Origin of the sequence: Arthrobacter sp. 49Tsu3.1M3, assembly GCF_900168135.1 — a bacterium.
Taxonomy (GTDB): domain Bacteria; phylum Actinomycetota; class Actinomycetes; order Actinomycetales; family Micrococcaceae; genus Arthrobacter.
Genome location: NZ_FUZD01000021.1, coordinates 45,647 through 64,019, shown reverse-complemented (window position 1 = coordinate 64,019; position 18,373 = coordinate 45,647). Strand labels below are relative to the sequence as shown.

19 protein-coding genes are annotated in these 18,373 nt (G+C 68.9%); 13 read left to right on the top strand and 6 right to left on the bottom strand.

What is annotated here, in order from left to right:
- Positions 1–5: 5 nt before the first annotated feature.
- On the bottom strand, positions 6–1,070 hold the full coding sequence (locus B5X90_RS17710; RefSeq protein WP_079555255.1) for a bile acid:sodium symporter family protein: 1,065 nt from the start codon (positions 1,068–1,070) through the stop codon (positions 6–8).
- Positions 1,071–1,316: 246 nt separating this feature from the next.
- Here B5X90_RS17710 and B5X90_RS17705 point away from each other — a divergent pair, with 246 nt between their 5' ends.
- The gene (locus B5X90_RS17705; protein WP_079555254.1) at positions 1,317–2,840 is read left to right on the top strand and encodes a SulP family inorganic anion transporter; all 1,524 of its coding nucleotides are present in this window, start codon (positions 1,317–1,319) and stop codon (positions 2,838–2,840) included.
- Between the two features lie 126 nt (positions 2,841–2,966).
- The gene (locus B5X90_RS17700; protein WP_028275954.1) at positions 2,967–3,251 is read left to right on the top strand and encodes a DUF1540 domain-containing protein; all 285 of its coding nucleotides are present in this window, start codon (positions 2,967–2,969) and stop codon (positions 3,249–3,251) included.
- A 70-nt stretch (positions 3,252–3,321) separates the two neighbouring features.
- On the opposite strand, the gene B5X90_RS17695 is transcribed toward B5X90_RS17700, so the two are convergent.
- Positions 3,322–4,428: a GTP pyrophosphokinase gene (locus tag B5X90_RS17695; RefSeq protein WP_079555253.1), complete on the bottom strand. Its 1,107-nt coding sequence runs from the start codon at positions 4,426–4,428 to the stop codon at positions 3,322–3,324.
- Positions 4,429–4,741: 313 nt separating this feature from the next.
- Here B5X90_RS17695 and B5X90_RS17690 point away from each other — a divergent pair, with 313 nt between their 5' ends.
- From B5X90_RS17690 to B5X90_RS17650, 9 genes are all read left to right on the top strand, one after another.
- Complete coding sequence (locus B5X90_RS17690; RefSeq protein ID WP_079555271.1) at positions 4,742–5,539, top strand: alpha/beta hydrolase; 798 nt, start codon at positions 4,742–4,744, stop codon at positions 5,537–5,539.
- A gap of 194 nt (positions 5,540–5,733) precedes the next feature.
- On the top strand, positions 5,734–7,116 hold the full coding sequence (gene nhaA / locus B5X90_RS17685; RefSeq protein WP_079555252.1) for a Na+/H+ antiporter NhaA: 1,383 nt from the start codon (positions 5,734–5,736) through the stop codon (positions 7,114–7,116).
- A gap of 140 nt (positions 7,117–7,256) precedes the next feature.
- Positions 7,257–7,559 (top strand): rhodanese-like domain-containing protein, encoded by a 303-nt coding sequence (locus B5X90_RS17680; protein WP_028275958.1) that lies wholly within the window; start codon positions 7,257–7,259, stop codon positions 7,557–7,559.
- Positions 7,560–7,590: 31 nt separating this feature from the next.
- Entirely contained in the window at positions 7,591–8,952 is a 1,362-nt protein-coding gene (locus tag B5X90_RS17675; RefSeq protein WP_079555251.1) for an MBL fold metallo-hydrolase, read from the top strand.
- 110 nt (positions 8,953–9,062) lie between these two features.
- Positions 9,063–10,016 carry a carbohydrate kinase family protein gene (locus B5X90_RS17670; protein WP_079555270.1) on the top strand — a complete coding sequence of 318 codons (954 nt, stop codon included), beginning with the start codon at positions 9,063–9,065 and terminating at the stop codon, positions 10,014–10,016.
- Between the two features lie 13 nt (positions 10,017–10,029).
- On the top strand, positions 10,030–10,542 hold the full coding sequence (locus B5X90_RS17665; protein ID WP_079555250.1) for a YbhB/YbcL family Raf kinase inhibitor-like protein: 513 nt from the start codon (positions 10,030–10,032) through the stop codon (positions 10,540–10,542).
- Between the two features lie 180 nt (positions 10,543–10,722).
- A complete protein-coding gene (locus B5X90_RS17660; protein ID WP_079555249.1) occupies positions 10,723–11,541 on the top strand; it encodes a Cof-type HAD-IIB family hydrolase in 819 nt (272 codons plus the stop codon).
- A 199-nt stretch (positions 11,542–11,740) separates the two neighbouring features.
- Positions 11,741–12,004 carry a hypothetical protein gene (locus B5X90_RS17655; RefSeq protein ID WP_079555248.1) on the top strand — a complete coding sequence of 88 codons (264 nt, stop codon included), beginning with the start codon at positions 11,741–11,743 and terminating at the stop codon, positions 12,002–12,004.
- 139 nt (positions 12,005–12,143) lie between these two features.
- Entirely contained in the window at positions 12,144–12,986 is an 843-nt protein-coding gene (locus B5X90_RS17650; RefSeq protein WP_079555247.1) for a glycerophosphodiester phosphodiesterase, read from the top strand.
- Positions 12,987–12,999: 13 nt separating this feature from the next.
- Here B5X90_RS17650 and B5X90_RS17645 read toward each other — a convergent pair whose 3' ends face one another.
- Both B5X90_RS17645 and B5X90_RS17640 read right to left on the bottom strand, forming a co-directional pair.
- The gene (locus B5X90_RS17645) at positions 13,000–13,926 is read right to left on the bottom strand and encodes an NAD(P)H-hydrate dehydratase (protein ID WP_079555246.1); all 927 of its coding nucleotides are present in this window, start codon (positions 13,924–13,926) and stop codon (positions 13,000–13,002) included.
- Positions 13,910–14,671 carry a histidine phosphatase family protein gene (locus B5X90_RS17640; RefSeq protein ID WP_079555245.1) on the bottom strand — a complete coding sequence of 254 codons (762 nt, stop codon included), beginning with the start codon at positions 14,669–14,671 and terminating at the stop codon, positions 13,910–13,912. The genes B5X90_RS17645 and B5X90_RS17640 overlap by 17 nt, the downstream gene beginning before the upstream one ends.
- Before the next feature lie 155 nt (positions 14,672–14,826).
- Between B5X90_RS17640 and B5X90_RS17635 the strand changes: the two genes are divergently transcribed.
- Positions 14,827–15,951 (top strand): glycerate kinase, encoded by a 1,125-nt coding sequence (locus B5X90_RS17635; RefSeq protein ID WP_079555244.1) that lies wholly within the window; start codon positions 14,827–14,829, stop codon positions 15,949–15,951.
- Positions 15,952–15,985: 34 nt separating this feature from the next.
- On the opposite strand, the gene B5X90_RS17630 is transcribed toward B5X90_RS17635, so the two are convergent.
- On the bottom strand, positions 15,986–16,693 hold the full coding sequence (locus tag B5X90_RS17630; RefSeq protein ID WP_256860313.1) for a DUF6766 family protein: 708 nt from the start codon (positions 16,691–16,693) through the stop codon (positions 15,986–15,988).
- On the bottom strand, positions 16,690–17,190 hold the full coding sequence (locus B5X90_RS17625) for a DUF6328 family protein (protein WP_079555243.1): 501 nt from the start codon (positions 17,188–17,190) through the stop codon (positions 16,690–16,692). Before B5X90_RS17625 ends, B5X90_RS17630 begins: the two co-directional genes overlap by 4 nt.
- A gap of 223 nt (positions 17,191–17,413) precedes the next feature.
- Between B5X90_RS17625 and B5X90_RS17620 the strand changes: the two genes are divergently transcribed.
- Positions 17,414–18,331, top strand: coding sequence for an SDR family oxidoreductase (locus B5X90_RS17620; RefSeq protein WP_079555242.1), 918 nt, complete (start codon positions 17,414–17,416; stop codon positions 18,329–18,331).
- Positions 18,332–18,373 lie beyond the last annotated feature (42 nt).

Genomic DNA, 18,373 nt, shown 5'->3' with positions numbered 1-18,373 from the left:
ACCCCTCAGGCTTTCAGCGCGGCCTCCGGTGCTTTGTTCTGCGGTGCGGTTTCCTGGGTTGCGGCCTCCCGAAGGGGACGCCGGGCCAGCCACGCGGCCACGATCGCGCCGGAGACGTTGTGCCACAGGGAGAAGACGGCAGACGGCAGCGCCGCCAGGGCGCCGAAGTGCGCGGTGGCGAGGGTGGCGGCCAGGCCGGAATTCTGCATCCCGACCTCGAAGGCGAGGGCCCTGCGCGCCTTGTCATCCAGGCGCCCCAGCTTGCCGGCCAGGTAGCCCAGGCCCAGGCCGAAGCCGTTGTGCAGCACCACGGCGAGGAACACGATGCCGCCCGCGGCGACGATCTTGCTGGCGCTGCCGGCCACCACAATCGCGACGATCAGGGAAATCACGAGGGCCGAGGCCCACGGCAGCGCGGGCAGGACTTTGGCCACGAGCCTCTTGAGGAAGAGGCGGGCCAGCAGGCCGGCGATGACCGGCAGGAGGACGGTCTTGACGATGTCCTGGACCATGCCCCCGGCGTCGATGTTCAGGTACGAGCCGGCCAGGAACAGCACCAGCAGCGGCGTCACGATCGGCGCGATCAGGGTGGACACGGAGGCGACGGCCACGGACAGGGCGACGTCGCCCTTGGCGAGGAACGCCATCACGTTGGAGGCGGTGCCCGACGGCGCGCAGCCCACCAGGATCAGGCCCACCGCAAGTTCCGGCTCGAGGTGGAGGCCGACGGCGATCAGCCAGCCGGCCCCCGGCATGATGACGTAGTGCGCCACGATCCCCAGGGCCACGGCCCAGGGGCGCTTGGCCACCGAGGCGAAATCGGGCGGCGTCAGCGTCAGGCCCATGCAGAACATGATGATGCCCAGCAGGAAGGGCACGCTGGGGGCGAGGGGTTTGAACGCGCCGGGGAGCAGGAAGCCGGCGAGCCCGGCCACCACCACAAGGACCGGGAAGACCGTCACCGCGATGCGGGCAATCTTTGCCTCAGCGGCGAGGGCGGGATTGGCCGGGACGTCGGTGGCAGTGCCCGCGTCCCTGGCAGTATTCGGGGTTTTAGTTGCCTCAAGCATCCAAGAATGGTGCCACCGGCGTCCACGGGGTGGCCACTTCGTGACCACCTGACGGACAAATATGTCAGATTTTTAGTCCTCCGTGCGGGCGGGAGCCCGACGGGTAGGGTTCATTGCGTGGGTGAGCCCCCGAAAAGGCGAACTCCCCACCCCGGCGCGACGCAGCGCCCCACCTTCCCTGAATTGCACACATTTCTTTGATATCCGGCGGCCGTTGGGCCTCCTTGACCACGAACGGAGCCAGCGATGGCCACCAGTATCGACGCGCAGGCCCCGGCCGCCACGCCTGCGCAACTGCAATCGGTCCGAGGCGCCTTGAGGTCCCCGCGCCGGCTGAAAACAGAGGTTTTGGGCGGACTCGTGGTGGCGCTGGCGCTGATTCCTGAGGCGATCGCCTTCTCGATCATCGCCGGTTTGGATCCGAGGATCGGGCTCTTTGCGTCCTTCACGATGGCAGTGACCATCGCCTTCGTCGGCGGCCGTCCGGCGATGATTTCGGCGGCCACGGGCGCCGTCGCGCTGGTAATCGCCCCACTGGTGAAGACCCACGGACTGGACTACCTTGTGGCGGCGGTGATTCTGGCCGGCATTCTCCAGATCGTGCTGGGCCTCTCCGGCGTGGCGAAACTGATGCGCTTCATCCCGCGCCCAGTCATGGTGGGGTTTGTGAACGCCCTGGCCATCCTGATCTTTTTGTCGCAGGTGCCCGAGCTGATCGGCGTGCCCTGGCTGGTCTACCCGCTCACCGCGCTGGGCCTGCTGATCGTCTTCGGCCTGCCCAGGCTCACCAAAGCCGTCCCAGCACCCCTCGTGGCCATTGTGGCCCTGACGCTCATCACGGTGACGGCCGCCGTCGTCGTTCCCACGGTGGGGGACAAGGGTGCACTGCCGGACTCGCTGCCCTCTTTGTCTCTGCCCAACGTGCCGAACACGTTCGAAACGTTGCAGGTCATCTTCCCGTTCGCGCTGGCCATGGCCTTCGTGGGCCTGCTCGAATCCCTCATGACCGCCAAGCTCGTGGATGACATCACGGACACCCGTTCAGCCAAGACCCGCGAGGCCTGGGGACAGGGTGTCGCGAACATTGTCACCGGCCTCTTCGGAGGCATGGGCGGCTGCGCCATGATCGGCCAGACCATGATCAACGTCAAGGCCTCCGGCGCCCGGACCCGGATCTCCACCCTTCTGGCCGGCGTCTTCCTGCTCATCCTCGTGGTGGCCCTCGGAGACATTGTGTCCCTCATCCCGATGGCCGCGCTCGTGGCCGTCATGATTTTCGTATCAGTCGCCACCTTTGACTGGCACAGCATCCGGCCCGCCACCCTCAAGGCCCTGCCCAAGAGCGAAACCGCCGTCATGGCGGCGACGGTGGTGGTCACCGTTGCCACGCACAACCTGGCAACCGGCGTCGGCGTCGGCGTGCTCGTCGCGATGGTCCTGTTCGCCAGGCGGGTGGCCCACTTCGTCACCGTCGAGCGCACCGTGACGGAGGACGACGACGGCGGCCGGGCCACGTATCGGGTGGACGGCGAGCTGTTCTTCGCGTCCGCGAATGACCTCTACACCCAGTTCGAGTACGCACTGGACCCCGACTGCGTCGTCATCGACATGCGCGACTCACACCTGTGGGACGCTTCCACGATCGCCGCTTTGGATGCCATCACGGAGAAGTACCGGCAGCACGGCAAGAGCGTCGACGTCGTGGGCCTGAACCAGGCCAGCGCCCTGATGCGCGAACGCCTGGCCGGCAGGCTCGGCGCGGGGAACTGACGGGGCGGCGCTGCCGGTCGGGCCGGTATTAGGTCACACGTTTGGGTCTTTTTGTTTGCCGTGGTGCGGCCTAGCGTGGATTTACGGCGCCGCCCGTCCGGGTGGCCGGAGCATGGAGGAAATCCAATGACGACGCACGTAGCCGACTGCAGTGTGAGCAATTGCTCCTTCAATGACCACTCCCACTGCAACGCGGCCGCCATCACCGTCGGCGGCGCAGCAGATCATGCCTCCTGCGCGACCTTCATCGACATCGGTGTGCACGGCGGCCTCCCCAAGGTGCTGGCCGACGTCGGCGCCTGCCAGCGTTCCGAGTGCACCCACAACGACCATCTGATGTGCAAGGCGCCCGAAGTTCACGTGGGCCCGGGCGTCGACAACGCCGACTGCCTCACCTACGCCCACACGTAGCCGCACCCGCCGTCCGCGTCCGCAGGCAGAGCAGGCGCAGGCAAAGTATCAGCAGATGCAGGCAGGCGCGCTAGCCCTGTGTGAGCCGGTACCGTTCGATCTGCTTGAGCCGCCGCTGGAGGCTGTCGCGCCTGGGGTGCGGGACGGCGTCGGCCGGTTCGGCGGTGAGCTCGATGTGTTCGGTGCCGTACTGCCACAGCAGCAGGTCATCGAGGAGCCGGTCCGGGCCGGGGGAGTAGCGGTGGTCCAGGGCCTTGCGGACCTCGGTGATCCGGTTGGCGCTAAGCAGCCCGGCGAGCTGCATGGTCTGGTTGAGGCCGTGGGCGGCCATGAGCTCCGCGGCCCAGCCCCAGTCATCGTCGACCTTCCGGTCCACGTGCGGGAGCAGGGTCCGCCAGACGTCGCGGATCCGGTTGGGCGTCAGCGGCGCGGCACCCTCCCCGTCCATGTCCCAGTAGCCGCGGACCTCCTCGTAGCGTTCGTGCAGGTCCGAGAACGCGCTCTCCACGGTCTCCAGCATGGCGGCCGTCGCGGTGAACTGGCGGTCAAAGTGCGGGGTCCAGGCCCGCGGGTCCTCGGCCTTGAAACGGATGTCGTGCTCGATCTCGCTCCAGGCGTGGGCAAAGACTGTCCGGATTTGGCACTCGAAGAAGTAGCTGCCGTTCGGCGGGACGTCCGGGTTGAAGGCCAGCTGATAGTCCTTGACGGCCTCGTTCTGGATGGTCCGCAGGATCAGGTGCCGGCTGGAGTAGCCGTATGTGCCGGACTCGATCGAGCCGATGTCCTTTTCCCGGTCCCCCCGGCAGTCAAAGAGCTGGCGCTGGCGCTTGATCAGATTGGCCACCACCGCGTTTTCCGCCGGCAGCTTGGTGATCACACGGATTCCCACCATGTCATTCAGGGTCCGGAACGGGTCCGGGAACTTCAGCACAGGCGGGCCGCCCGGCTCCAGCGGTTCTTCTGTGCGGGAAATTTTCTCGCGGAAGGATTCAACGGTCTTGGTGCGTCCGGTGACGAACAGCGGCGTGACTTCGGTGTCCTTGAGCATGGTCCGCAGCGTGAGCAGAACCTCCCGGGTGACCAGCTTCAGGGCAGGCCGGACCCGCTCGTACAACTCCACGTTCTCCTGCACGGAATCGCGCAGGCTCACGTCCAAACGGTCCCAGTTGCTCGCCATGGATCCAGCTTACGGCGCACCACCGACACCGGCCCGCAGGCTGGCACCGCCGGGCACGCCCGCAGGCGCTCCCGCAGCAGCGCGATCGGCGGGCCGACACCGGCCGCCGCTTCTCGGTGGCATGCAAGGGCAGCGCAGCGGGCATGCGAGGGGTCCGGCATGCGAGGGGTCCGGCCTGCGCGGGCCCGCTTGGTGCCCAAGGTAGGCTCAGCACATGGCTGAAATGCGGCGGCGGACTATGATCGCGGCCGCAGCGGCGGTGACTCTGGGGGCAGTCTCCGCCGCCTGTTCACCGGGCCCCAAGGAGGACGCTGTGAAGAGGCACAAGTACCAATATGGCGAGGACCCCAGCCAGTGGGGTGAGCTCTTCCTCCCGGAGGTTGCCGCGCCCAAGGGCGTGGTGGTGGTGATCCATGGCGGGTACTGGCGTTCGCAGTACGGCGCAGAACTGGGGGAGCCCCTTGCCAAGGACCTCGCCGCGCACGGCATGGCAGCCTGGAACCTGGAGTACCGGCGGGCCGGCAACGGCGGAGGCTGGCCCAACACGTTCGCGGACGTCCTGGCCGGAATCGACAAGCTCGGTGAACTGGCCGACGAGCACGGGCTGGGACTGGACCGCGTGGTGGCCCTGGGCCACTCGGCAGGCGGCCACCTCGCCGTCTGGGCGGCGGGACGCCGCCGGCTCGCGGGGCTTGGTGCCCCGGACGCGGACCGCCAGCTGACGCGTCGGGGCGACGACGACGGCGCGGTGCAGCTTACCGGCGTCGTCAGCCAGTCGGGAGTACTCAATCTCGCGGCCGCCGAGCGGCTCAACCTCAGCAACGGTGCCGTCAGCAACTTCCTGGGCGGCTCGTCTGAGAAATATCCCAAACGGCATAAATTTGCGGACCCCATGAGTGCGGTGCCGCTGGGCGTGCCCGTATATGCCGTTCACGGCACGGAGGACGATACCGTGCCGGTGAGCCAGTCCGAGACCTACGCCGGAGCAGCCAAGGCGGCCGGTGCGCCGGTCCAGTTGCTCAAGGTCCCGGGCGACCACTTTGCGCTCATCGATCCAAAGGCACCCGCCTACCGGAAATGCCGTGAACTCGTTCAGCAGCTGCTGGTCTGAAAACCGGACGGCGCCAGGCCTGTCAGCCCGCCCGGCAAGCAAGCGGCCTGCCCGGCCTGCACGTATCCGCGACCGGGAGGGGTCCCCGGTGTCCCTGGCGGCATCCCTTGGCCGGCGAAAGCGAATAGACTGGAGCGCAGGTGCGCCGGGAAGTCTGGTCGGCATAGTTCCGTCGACCCCATTTTGAGGATCCCATGAGCGCCCTGCCCCCTTCACCAACACCCGCTTCACCAACACCGCCCCCTCCTTCGCCGCCCCGGCTCACCATTTTCGGCCGCGGCAGCTATGCCGAAGCCCTGCGGATCGGCGAAATCCTCCGCAAGGAAACCGTAGGCGGCGCCCTGCTGGTCGCCGCGGCGATGGTGGCCCTGACCTGGGCCAACTCCCCGGCCTCGGAGAGTTACTTCGCGCTGCGCGACTTCACCATCGGCTACGCGCCCTGGCATCTGGACCTGAGCCTGGGCGCCTGGGCCGCCGACGGCCTGCTGGCCATCTTCTTCTTCCTGGTGGGGCTCGAACTCAAGCGCGAGTTTGTCGCCGGTGACCTGCGCGAGCCGAGCAAATCGGTGGTTCCGGTGGCCGCCGCCGTCGGCGGTGTGGCCGTTCCGGCGCTCATCTACGCGGCCATCAACCTCTCCGGTCCCGAAACGCTGCACGGCTGGGCCATTCCCACCGCCACCGACATCGCCTTCGCCGTCGCGGTCCTGGCGCTCATCGGTTCCCACCTCCCCAGTGCGCTGCGGATCTTCCTGCTGACCCTCGCGGTCGTCGACGACCTCCTGGCCATCACCATCATCGCGATCTTCTACACCAGCGAACTGCACCCCGAGCCGTTCCTGCTGGCCCTGCTCCCGCTGGGCCTCTACACCTTCCTGGCGCACAAATACCGGCGCTTCTTCGGCACGCACGCAGCCGCAGCCTGGGTGATCCTGCTGCCGCTCGGCTTCGCAACGTGGGCGCTCGTGCACGCATCAGGCATCCACGCCACCGTGGCCGGGGTCCTGCTCGGATTTGCCATTCCCGTCAAACGCTCCAAGGCCAGCGGCGGACCTGAAGCCGGCCCGGGCCTGGCGGAGATTTTCGAACACCGGTTCCGCCCGATCTCGGCCGGGATCGCCGTCCCGGTCTTCGCGTTCTTCTCCGCCGGGGTGGCCATAGGCGGCTGGCAGGGCCTCGGTGCCGCCCTGACGGACCCCGTGGCGGTGGGCATCATCGTGGCGCTGGTTGCCGGAAAACCGGCGGGGATCCTCGGCACCACATGGCTCATCACCAAAGTCACGCGGGCCCGCCTGGACGCGTCCTTCAAGTGGATCGACGTCTTCGGCCTCTCCATCCTCGCCGGCATCGGTTTCACGGTCTCGCTGCTGCTTGCCGAGTTGAGCTTCGGCCAGGGCACTGCGGATGAAGACCACGCGAAGGTAGGGATCCTCGCGGCCTCACTGCTCGCCGCGATCTTCGCCACCACGGTGCTCCGGACACGCAACCAGCAGTACCGGCGTGCGGAGGAGGCGGAAAAGGTCGACTCGGACCACGACGGCATCCCGGACGTCTACCAGCAGGACCGCCCCGCAGGCTAGGTTGGCAGGCCAGGCCGACGGGCTATATTTGGGGGTGTGGCGGGAGGGGCCGTCCGGAGGGTCAATGATACCCCAAGGGGTATCATGATTGAGCTGGAATACGCGCGCCGGGCCGTCCGGCGCCCGCGAAAGGAACAGGCATGAAGAGCATTTCCGTCAAGGACCTGGCCGCCCTGGGCGACGCCACCGAAATCGTCGATGTCCGCGAGGAAGACGAATACGTCGCCGTCCGCGTTCCCGGCGCCCGGAGCATCCCGCTCTCGCGGTTCGTCCAGTCCCTCGCCGAGGTCCCGGCCAGCGGCACCGTCTACGTCATGTGCGCCGCCGGGGGCCGCAGCGCCCAGGCCGCCACCTACCTGGAGGACCAGGGATACGACGCCGTCAACGTCACCGGCGGAATCATGAAGTGGCAGGACGAGGGACACCCCGTCAACCGGGGCTGACCTTCAAGGGGCAGACCCCACCGGAGGGACCATGGAAGTCATCGTCATCGAGACCCCGCAGCTCGGGGACCGCAGCTACCTGGTCCACGACGGCTCGGTGGCGCTGGCGATCGACCCGCAGCGCGACACGGACCGCATCGAGGCGGCCGCCCGTGACGCCGGGGTAGCCATCACGCACGTGGCCGAAACGCACATGCACAATGACTACATCACCGGCGGGCTGATCCTGGCCCGCGCCCACGGCGCCAGCTATCTCGTCAACGCCGCCGACGCCGTCGGGTTCGAGCGCACTCCCATCACGGACGGCCAAACGGTCCGCGTGGGATCGCTTACGGTCAAAGCAATCGCCACGCCGGGCCACACGCATACCCACCTGTCGTTCATCGTGGACGACGGCGGGAAGCAGGCCGTCTTCTCGGGCGGCAGCCTCCTGTATGGCTCGGTGGGCCGCACGGACCTTGTTGCCGAGGCGGACACGGTTGGCTTGACCCACGACCAGTACGCCTCAGCCCGTCGCCTCGCCGCCGAGGCCGGCCCCGACGCCGCGCTGTTCCCGACCCACGGATTCGGCTCGTTCTGCTCCTCCGGACCCGCCAGCGGTGCCCGGTCCTCCACCATCGGCGAGCAGCTTGCCGCCAACCACGCCCTGACGGACCCCGATGAGGACCACTTCGTCCGCCAGCTCATCGCCAACCTCACGGACCACCCGTCCTACTACGCGCACATGAGCCCGGCCAACGTCCGTGGCCCGGGGCCCGCCGAACTGGCCGTTCCGGCGTCGCTCGATGCCGCCGAACTCACCCGGCGCCTCGACGACGGCGAGTGGGTGGTGGACCTGCGCCGGCGCGTGGCGTTCGCCAGCAGCCACCTCAAGGGCAGCGTCAGTTTTGAGTATGGCTCCGGCTCCAGTTTCACCACGTATCTGGGCTGGGTGCTGCCGTGGCGCGAACCGCTGACCCTGGTGGGCTCGCGGGAAGATATTGCGAACGCCATCCGCGACCTCTCCCGGATCGGCATCGAATCCCCCGACGCCGCCGTCGGAACCGAGCCGCACACCCTCGCCCCGCAGGCCGGCCTCGCCTCCTACCCGCGTGTGCGCTGGGACGGCGTGCTCGCCGGCCGGGCGCCTGAGGACACCGTCCTGGACGTGCGCCGGGCCGACGAATTCGCCGCCGCCCGCGTGGTGGGCGCGGTCAACGTGCCGCTGCACGAGCTGTTGCTGCGCCTGGGTGACATTCCCGCCGGGAAACTTTGGGTGCACTGCGGTTCCGGGTACCGCGCCGGGATCGCCGCCAGCCTCCTGCAGCGGGCAGGCCGGGACGTGGTCCACATCGACGCCAGGTTTGCCCACGCCGCGTCCGCGGGGATCGCGCTGGACACCACCGCGGCCTGAGTGCCGCGGCCCGGGAGCGGCGGCAGAGGCGGCAGCGGCGCCGGCACGGCGGAAGCGGGAGGCGGGCGCAACACACGGCACCGGAGCGCATTCTCTGGCAGAGTATGGTCATGCTCACAGTTATTGGCGAGGGGCTGGTTGATGTAGTCCAGCGGTCCTCCGGCGTCCAAGCCCATGTCGGCGGCAGCCCCCTCAACGTGGCGGTGGGGCTGGCGCGGCTGGACCATCCGGTCCAGTTCATCGGCCGCTACGGCCGCGATGCGTATGGTGAGGCCCTGGCCGCGCACCTGAAGTCGAGCTCCGTGCTACTCCCGCTGGGACCCGACGAGCTGCCCACCAGTGTGGCTGCCGCCCTGATCGACGACGCCGGCGCGGCCACGTACACGTTCGATCTCGCCTGGGAGCTTCCCGGCGTCGCTGCGCGCCTGCCGTTCCTGCTCCAGGGAACCACGCTGCTGCATACCGGTTCGATCGCCACCATGCTGGCGCCGGGCGCCGCCGACGTGTTTGCCGCCGTCGAGCGCGCCCACCCGTCCGCCACCATCAGCTTCGACCCCAATTGCCGTCCCAGCATCATCCCGGACGTGGACTACGCCCGCGGGCAGGCCGAAAAGTTCGTGCGCCTCGCCGACGTTGTGAAGGCCTCCGACGAGGACCTCGAATGGCTCTACCCGGGCGTGGACCCACTGGACTCGGCCCGCCGCTGGCAGGCGATGAGCGGCTCCGAAGGGCCGGCAATGGTGGTGGTGACCCGCGGCAGCAAGGGGCCCTGGGGCATCAACGCCGCAGGTGAGGCGCAGTTCCCCGCCCCCGAGATCAACGTCGCGGACACAGTCGGCGCCGGGGACTCCTTCATGGCCGCGCTCCTGTCCGGCGTGGTGGATCTGGGCCTGGACGGGGCACAAAACCGCAAGGGCCTGCGCGAACTCTCCGCCGAAAGCCTCCGCGATGTCCTCGCCCATGCCTCCCGGGCAGCGGCGGTCACCGTGTCCCGCGCCGGCGCGAACCCGCCCACGCGCGCGGAGCTGGCACGGATGGAAATGGGGGCCCAACCCCTGCAGTGAGTGAAAGGCAGCCATGACACGACACGATGTTCCGGTGTTCCCCGTCCGCAGTGAATCCTTCGCGGAGGGCCAGACGCTCCCGGCTGCCCAGCGCAGCGGCAAAATGCGCGCCGGCGGCCGGGACGAATCCCCGCAGCTGAGCTGGAGCGGCGCCCCGGCCGGCACCAAGGGCTACGCGGTGACGATGTTCGACCCGGACGCCCCGGGCCGCGGCGGCTTCTGGCACTGGGCCGTGCTGGACGTCCCCGCCGACGTCACCTCGTTGCCGGCAGGAGCGGGCGCAGAGGGCGGCAGGCTCCTTCCCGCGGGCGCCATCCAGTTGAGGAACGACGGCGGGTTCCACGGCTATCTTGGCGCCGCGCCGCCTCCCGGTCACGGGCCGCACCGGTACGTCATCACGGTCCACGCGCTCGACGTCGCTCCGTCGGGACTCAACGAGCACACCGCCCCGGGCAGCCTGGAGGCGAAGCTGTCGCAGCACACCCTGGGCCGGGGCACGCTGACCGGAATCTTCGAACGCCACTGAGCCCGCCGCCGCCCCATCCCGCCGGCCCGCTTGCCGCCCCATCCCGCCGTCGAGTACGCCGGTAGCTCCCGGGTTCGCCGGAATTGTCCGGCGAACCCGACGCGGTCCGGCGAACTCGGCGCACACCTCGGCGAATGCGGCCGCGGGGGCCTGCCGCCCCGGCGCACGTAGACTGGCACTATGCGGCTGGTAGCAAGTGACATTGACGGAACGATCCTCGGCCATGACGGCAAAATCAGCGACCGGACCGTCCGCGCGTTCCACGCCTGCCGCGACGCCGGGCTGGAACTGGTGTTCGTCACCGGACGGCCGCCGCGCTGGCTCCACCCCCTGCAGGACCAACTGGGCCATACCGGAACGGTCATCTGCTCCAACGGCGCCGTCGTGTGGGACCTCGAGGCGGACCGTCTGCTCTCGGCGCGGACACTGGACCTCGACGCCATGTTCGAGGTCCGCCGCATCATCAAGCGGCTGCGTCCCTCCGCGCTGTTTGCCGCCGAAACCCTGACCGGCTTCCATCTGGAACCGGGCTTTATCGAAAACGGCTCGAGCGAACTGCTCGCGGAATTCACCCCGGCCCCGCTTCACACCACCCTCACCGAGGCGGACGCCGTGGCGAAGTTCCTGGCCATTGTCCGCGAAGGCACCGCCGACGAGTTCCTGGCCGAGGTGACGCCCGCCGTCGCCCATCTTGCCGCCGCGACGCACTCGGCCCCGAACATGGCCCTCCTCGAGCTGTCCCTGCCCGGCGTGAACAAGGCCGTGGCCCTGGCTGAATATGCTTCGGCCCTCGGCATCGGCGCCGCGGACGTGGTGGCGTTCGGGGACATGCCCAACGACATAGAGATGCTTCGCTGGGCCGGGCACGGCTACGCGATGGCCAGCGGCCACCCGGAAGCGATCCGGGCCGCCGGCCGGCAGGCCCCGCACTTCGACGACGACGGCGTCGCCCAGATCCTCGAGTCAAAGCTCGCCGAACTCGGCGTTCGGCTGCCCTAAAACCCCGGGCCCAGCACCCGGTCCCACACCCGGCGAGGTCGCACCCGCGGCCCGCCCACATCCCCACCCCCGGCGAGGTCGCACCCGCGGCCCGCTTCCCGGCGGACACCGGATTCCCAGCGGACGGTCAACTGGCGTTCACCTTGGCCTCCTAGGCTGGAAGCTCGCGACGAAACGTTTGACCGAGAGTGGGGACATCATGGCCAGGCACCGCATCAACAACACGGACGAACAACCCCTGCATCCGGTGGAACCGGACCGGCACTGGCGGCAGTTGCGCCAGGGCGACCGCGTCAGCGTCCGGCTCGCCCCGGGCTTTGAGACCGGCGGGCTTGTGGACGCCGTGACGGCGGACCACAGCGTGGTCTGGGTCGACCTCGACGGCGGCCGCGGCCGCACGCTGCTGCACTGCAGCGACGGCGTCGAAATCCGCCAGCAGGCTCCTGACACCCCGTCCCACTGAGGCCCGCACCCCGGCCCCTATGGTCCCGGCCCGCCAGCCCCGGTCGAACCCCGGCCCCGATGGGTCCGGCCACCAGTCCCGGCCGCCAGCCCCGGTCGAACCCAATCCCGGCAGACCAAGGCTCGGGTACGCTTCAGGTGTGACTGACGTGCACCCCTACTTTGCCCCTCGTGGGGACCGCGACGGCGGCCCGGAGGGCTCCACCACCCGGGCCCCGGGCGGTTCCCGGGCGCCGTTGGCGCTGGCCCACCGGGGCTTCTCGCTGGACGGGCTGGAGAACTCGATGGCCGCGTTCCGCGCCGCCGTCGACCTCGGGTTCCGGCATCTGGAGACGGACGTGCACACCACGGCCGACGGCGTGTTGGTGCTCTTTCACGACAAGACCCTGGACCGGATCACGGAGGGCCGGGGCCAAATCGCGGACCTTCCGGCCTCAACCGTGGCAAGGGCCAGGATCGGCGGGACCGAACCGATCCCGCGGTTCGATGAGCTGATCGCTGCCTTCCCGGACGTCCGGCTCAATATCGACGTCAAGGACTGGAACTCCGTTAGCACCCTGGCCTCGGCGATCGAACGCCACGGACTGCACGACCGCGTGCTGGTGGCCAGTTTCTCGGACCGGCGGCGCCGGGCAGTGCTGAAGCAGCTGAGCCGTCCCGCCGCGAGCTCGGCCGGCATCGTGTCCAACGCCGTGTTCGTCCTGCTGGGCCCCGTGCTGCCGACGCCGCTGATGTCCGCCGTGGTGCGCCGGGCACTGCGCGGAGTCCACGCCCTGCAGGTCCCCGTCCGCTACGGCGCCGTGCCCGTCGTGACGCCGGGCTTCATCCGGCGGGCACACCGGCACGGGCTGCAGGTCCATGTGTGGACAGTCAACGAGCCCGCGGAAATGCACCGGCTGCTGGACCTTGGTGTCGACGGAATTGTCACGGACCGCGCGGACCTGCTCAAGGCGGTCCTCCAGGAGCGCGGGACCTGGTCCTGAAGGACCGCTCCGCTCAGGCGGAAAGTTCCATCATGAGCGGCGGCAATTCGTCGGTGAGCTCCCGGGCGAGATAGCCCAGCCCGCCCAGCCGGCTGGCAAGGCGGTCTCCGGCCGCAGCATGCAGATGCGTTCCCCAGCAGGCGGCCTGCGCGTTGCCCGTTCCCCTGGCGCGGAGGCCGGTGATGGCGCCGGAGAGCACATCCCCGCTGCCCGAGGTGCCCAGCCCGCTGTGCCCTGTGGTGATCTCCCAGAGGCCGGCCCCGGACGCGGCAGCCCTGCTGCTGCGGGCTTCCGCGATGGCCCCCTGGCAGGTGACCACGGCCCGGTATTTGTCGGCCACCTCAGGGAGCTGGCGGTGCAGGTCCTCGACTTCCCGCCCGAGCAGGATGCCCGCCTCCGTGATGTTCGGGGTCAGGATCAGCCGGCCGGCCCACGGCGCCAGTTCGGCTTCGAGCTCCGGCACGCTGGCCAGGGCAAAAGCATCCAGGACAATGCACGGCGGGCTGCCCGGGGTGGCTTTGAGGAGTTCGCGCAGCAGTGCCGTGGTCTGGTCCTTGTCGTCCAGGCCCGGCCCCACCAGGATGGCGTCCGCGGTTTCCAGCTCGGCGGCCAGGGACCCGGCGGCGGAACCGACCACGGTCCCGGTCGTCGTTTCCGGCAGGCCAAGGACGCCGGCTTCGGGCAGGGCGATGGCGAGCGGCACCGCCACGGACTCCGCCACGGCCAGGGTCAGCCGGCCGGCGCCCGCGCGGAGGGCGGCGACGCCGGCGAGCAACGCCGCTCCGGGCGTCTTGCGCGCACCGCCGATCACCAGCACGGAGCCCCGGTCATCCTTCCCGGAGCCGCCGTCAGGGAGCGGCCAGGCACGCAGCAAAGCCGGGGTGACGGCCTTGGCCTGAGGACGGCGTTTCGCCTGCCGGGAGTTAGCGTGGGTGGACATCGGCGTCTCCCGAGTGCTGGGTTACCGGGACACCTTCGCTCGTGAGGTGGTCGGCCATATTGAAGGCCTCCAGCTGCCATTCCCCCTGGCCGTCGGGCCGGACGAAGCGGCTGACGGAGGCATTGAGGATGGTGGACGCGGCCGCGATGTCCAGGAGCTGCTCCTCCGTGAGGCCCTCCAGGATGTAGCGGATGAGCAGGATCACGGCGTCGTGGCAGACCAGCAGGACACCCCCGCCCGGATGCCTGTTGTCGAGGTCGGCGAGCAGCGAGCGGAGCCGCAGCACGACGTCCGCCCAGGACTCGCCGCCCGGGGGGCGGTAGTAGAACTTGCCGAGCCACCGCCGCCGGCCGGCCTCCTCCGGGAGTCGGGCTTCCACCCCGGTCGAAGTGAGCATGTCCAGGATGCCGAGCTCACGGTCGCGCAGCCGCTCATCGATCAGGATAGATGTTTGCCAGCCGCCGGTCTGGACGGCGAGTTCCGCGGTCTGGCGTGCGCGCAGGTAGGGCGAGGACCAGACTGGCGTGCGCCGGCCGTCCGGGTAGCCCGCGAGGAGCCTGCCCAGGGCCAGCGCCTGCTCCCGTCCAGTGTCCGACAATCCGACATCCGCATCCCGGGCCGGGACGTCGATGACATGCGCGCCGGCCTGATGAGCCAGCGTGGCGGCAACGTTGCCCTGGCTTTCACCGTGCCGGACCAGCAGTAACTCGGTCACGCCCGGAACGCCGTTTCCGTAGTGGCTCACCGGTCCCCCTCTCCGTTGCTTTCCAACGTCGTCCTCTGCCGGGCGGGCCCGGTCTGGAATATGTGTGGCAGACAGGTTACTCCCGGTGGCGTGGATTTGTCCCGGTACCGGCGGTCGAGCACCATCCGGGGCCGCCGGACTGGCAGGATGGAGCCATGCGCATCCTCATCGCCCCGGACAAGTTCAAGGGCTCCCTCACCGCCGTCGAAGCCGCCGTGGCCATTGCCGAAGGCGCCCTCCGTGTCTACCCCGAGGCCGACGCCATCCAGTTTCCGGTGGCCGACGGCGGGGAAGGGACCCTCGAGGCGGCCGTCGCGGCCGGCTACGAGGAACGGCTCAACGCGGTCGTCGGCCCGATCCTGGCCCCGATCGGTGCCGCGTGGGCCATCCGGGCTGATGCTTTCGGCGGGGCCACCGCGGTGATTGAAACGGCGCAGGCCTCAGGGCTGGCCCACATGGAACCCACACCGGCCAACGCGCTGCGCGCCCACAGCTATGGCTGCGGCCAGCTGATCGCCGCCGCGCTGGACGCCGGTGCCACGGAAATCGTGCTGGGCGTGGGCGGTTCGGCCATGAGCGACGGCGGCAGCGGCGCCCTCCGCGCCCTCGGACTCAAGCCGCTGGACGCCGCCGGCAACGTGGTGCCCCTCGGCGGCGGGTCGCTTGCCGACGTCGTATCCGTGGACGTCAGCGGCCTCGACCCGCGGCTGGCCGGGGTGAAGTTCAGGATCGCCGTCGACGTCCAAAACCCGCTGTTCGGCAGCGACGGCGCGGCACACGTGTTCGGCCCGCAAAAAGGCGCCGACGCCGATGCGGTGGAGCTGCTTGACGCCGGCCTGCGCAACTGGGCCTCGGTCCTGCGCCAGGCGACCGGCCGGGACGTCAACGTGCCCGGCGCCGGGGCGGCCGGCGGGTTCCCGGCGTCGTTCCTGGCCTTCAGTACGGCAGCCCTGGAAGGCGGCTTCGAGCTGGTGGCCGGCCTCACCGGGCTGGACGCGAAACTCGCGGTGGCTGATTTGGTCATCACCGGAGAAGGCTCCATGGACAGCCAATCGCTGACAGGCAAGGCGCCGATCGCCCTTGCCGATGCCGCCCAGGCACGTGGCATTCCGGTGGTCGTGGTGGCCGGCCGGATCCTCGTCACCCCGGAGGACCTTGCCCGTCACGGCGTGGTGGCCGCGGCACAGTTGCTGGACGTTGCCGGCAGCCCCCAGGACGCAGTAGCCAACGCCGCAAAGTACCTTACCTGGGTCACCAGCCAGGTCCTCGAAGGCGCCTGAGGCCCCTGTCGGCCGGGCCGGCCAGGAGGGGCCTCTAGGCGCCGGTCTCGTAGTGCGGTTCGGCCACGGGTTTGGACTCGGGGGAGCCCTTCTCGCGAAGGTAGACCGAGGCGCCCACCAAAACCGCGACGGCGAGGAACTCGCTTTGCCAGTTCTGGAAGGACTCGAACCAGAACCGGCTCGTCGCCAGATAGCCTAGCACCGTCACGGTGGGCTGCCCGTGCGCCTCCTGGTCACCGTTGTAGTCCTCCGCACCGCCAACCGCGTGCAGGACAATCGACGCCAGGAACAGCAGGAGGAACATGATCGAAAGCGAGTGTTCGTAGAGCTTGAGGACCCATCCGCCGCGGCGCACGGGCCACGGCGTGGACTCCTTGAGCTTTGCCTGCCGTGGGTCCTCGTCCTGCGGGGCGGTCCGGCCCATCGGCTTGGACTCGGATGACCCCTTCTGGAACAGGAAGACGGTGAGGATGACGTACATGCCCATCTGCAGGAATTCCGACTCCCAGTTCTCGAAAGTCGCCTCCAGGAAGTTCCCGGTGCCAAGGTACTGCAGGACGGTCACGGCCGGTTCGCCGTGGGCCAGCTGCTCGTCGCTGTAGGTGCTTGCCCCGCTCAGGACCATGCCGCCGAAAAACACGACGAACAGCCCGATATTGGCTAGAAGCAGTCCGTGTTCCTTGACCCACTTGCCCATGGTTCCCGTGCCTGCGGTGTGGCGCTCATGTGAAACGTTTGTCATAGCGACTCCTCTTTGCGGGCCCGGCGACGGATCCAGGCAGGGACAAGTACCAGCAGCAGCACCAGCACAGCGAGCAGCCCGACGCCGGCGATCACGCCCGCCGTCCGGCCTACGGTGACATCGAAGATGAGTGAGGTGGTGCCCACGCTCAGCAGCCCCACCCCGGTCAACGAAAACCTGACGATGATGTCCGCGCTGCTCACAAGGGCCTGCTTCAGCCCTTGCCGGAACAGCCGGCGGTGCACGCTCACGGGCAGCAGGATCGTGGCCGTGGTCAGGGCGGCCAGGACGACGTTGGCGAGATACAGGCGGGTCTGGTAGTCATCGAGCGTCTCGAAGCGCGACTGGAACGGCAGCGTCAGGAGGAACCCGGCGAGGATCTGGACACCGGTCTGGAGTACGCGCAGTTCCTGCAGCAGTTCGACCCAGTTGCGGTCCATCCGCTCGGCAAGGGACTCGTCCCTGCCGTAGTTCTTCGGCGCCACTGGGCCAGTCATCGGTACTCCTTCGCAAAATTCTGGAACCAAGGGGACACACCGCAGCATGCGGTCCCACCCTCAACCTAGGCTTGAGAGTTGCCAAAAACAAGTTGGTACTAAGCTTGCTGATGATATTGCGGTTAGGGTAGAAACTGATTACTTGGCTGGGATGGTTTCAGCGGGCCCCGGCCACCCGGGACCGATGAACATCCCGGGAAACCGACACGTTGTTAGGCGGACTATGAGCGACTCAATCGAACGGCAGGACCAGCCCAAGCAGCCCGACCAGCCGCGCGATCCCCGCGCCGGCTACCATTCCGGCCCCTTCCCGGAACAGGTCCAGAAGCAGCCCGGCCTCACCGCGCCCATGGAGCCCAAACCGGACCACGGCGAGGAAAGCTACGGCGGCAGCGGTGCCCTGAGCGGCAAGGCCGCCCTGATCACGGGCGGCGACTCCGGAATCGGCAGGGCGGTGGCGATCGCCTTCGCCCGTGAGGGGGCCGACGTCGCCATCTCCTACCTGCCGGAGGAAGAAGACGACGCGCAGGACACCGCCGGGTGGATCCGGAAGGCCGGCCGCAAGGCCCTGCTGCTCCCCGGCGACGGCCGCAGCGAGGACTTCGCCGCGGACATCGTGAAGGCGGCGCTGGCCGAATTCGGGCGCCTCGACGTCCTGGTGCTGAATGCGGCCTACCAGAAAAACCGCGAGAGCTTCGAATCACTGCCCACCGAAGAGTTTGATCGCGTTTTCAAGACCAATCTGTACTCCCTGCTCTGGACAGCCCGCGCCGCGGTCCCGCATCTGGAAGCGGGTGCGTCGATCATCACCACTGCCTCGATCCAGGCCTTCAACCCGTCCCCGGGACTCATTGACTATGCCATGACCAAGGCGGCCCAGGTGGCTTTCACCAAAGCCCTCGCCCAGGAGCTCGGACCCAAGGGGATCAGGGTCAACGCCGTGGCCCCGGGTCCCATCTGGACACCGCTGATTCCGGCCACCGAATGGCCCGACAAGCTCCCGTCCTTCGGCCAGGACACGCCCCTGCAGCGGGCGGGCCAGCCGGCGGAGCTCGCGGCCGCCTATGTCCTTCTCGCCTCCGACCACGGCTCCTACATTTCCGGGGCCGTCCTTCCGGTCACCGGAGGCAAGGGCCTCTGAACCCACCCGGACCGTCCACTGCCAGCTAGTCCCATTTCCAGC

Excerpts from the sequence above, each read along its gene's own strand:
- B5X90_RS17705 (WP_079555254.1), top strand. The coding sequence starts at position 1,317 with ATGGCCACCAGTATCGACGCGCAGGCCCCGGCCGCCACGCCTGCGCAA.
- B5X90_RS17660 (WP_079555249.1), top strand. The coding sequence starts at position 10,723 with ATGCGGCTGGTAGCAAGTGACATTGACGGAACGATCCTCGGCCATGAC.
- B5X90_RS17620 (WP_079555242.1), top strand. The coding sequence starts at position 17,414 with ATGAGCGACTCAATCGAACGGCAGGACCAGCCCAAGCAGCCCGACCAG.
- B5X90_RS17670 (WP_079555270.1), top strand. The coding sequence starts at position 9,063 with ATGCTCACAGTTATTGGCGAGGGGCTGGTTGATGTAGTCCAGCGGTCC.
- B5X90_RS17665 (WP_079555250.1), top strand. The coding sequence starts at position 10,030 with ATGACACGACACGATGTTCCGGTGTTCCCCGTCCGCAGTGAATCCTTC.
- B5X90_RS17680 (WP_028275958.1), top strand. The coding sequence starts at position 7,257 with ATGAAGAGCATTTCCGTCAAGGACCTGGCCGCCCTGGGCGACGCCACC.
- B5X90_RS17645 (WP_079555246.1), bottom strand. The coding sequence starts at position 13,926 with ATGTCCACCCACGCTAACTCCCGGCAGGCGAAACGCCGTCCTCAGGCC.
- B5X90_RS17655 (WP_079555248.1), top strand. The coding sequence starts at position 11,741 with ATGGCCAGGCACCGCATCAACAACACGGACGAACAACCCCTGCATCCG.
- B5X90_RS17695 (WP_079555253.1), bottom strand. The coding sequence starts at position 4,428 with ATGGCGAGCAACTGGGACCGTTTGGACGTGAGCCTGCGCGATTCCGTG.
- nhaA (WP_079555252.1), top strand. The coding sequence starts at position 5,734 with ATGAGCGCCCTGCCCCCTTCACCAACACCCGCTTCACCAACACCGCCC.
- B5X90_RS17675 (WP_079555251.1), top strand. The coding sequence starts at position 7,591 with ATGGAAGTCATCGTCATCGAGACCCCGCAGCTCGGGGACCGCAGCTAC.
- B5X90_RS17630 (WP_256860313.1), bottom strand. The coding sequence starts at position 16,693 with ATGACAAACGTTTCACATGAGCGCCACACCGCAGGCACGGGAACCATG.
- B5X90_RS17625 (WP_079555243.1), bottom strand. The coding sequence starts at position 17,190 with ATGACTGGCCCAGTGGCGCCGAAGAACTACGGCAGGGACGAGTCCCTT.
- B5X90_RS17710 (WP_079555255.1), bottom strand. The coding sequence starts at position 1,070 with ATGCTTGAGGCAACTAAAACCCCGAATACTGCCAGGGACGCGGGCACT.
- B5X90_RS17700 (WP_028275954.1), top strand. The coding sequence starts at position 2,967 with ATGACGACGCACGTAGCCGACTGCAGTGTGAGCAATTGCTCCTTCAAT.
- B5X90_RS17635 (WP_079555244.1), top strand. The coding sequence starts at position 14,827 with ATGCGCATCCTCATCGCCCCGGACAAGTTCAAGGGCTCCCTCACCGCC.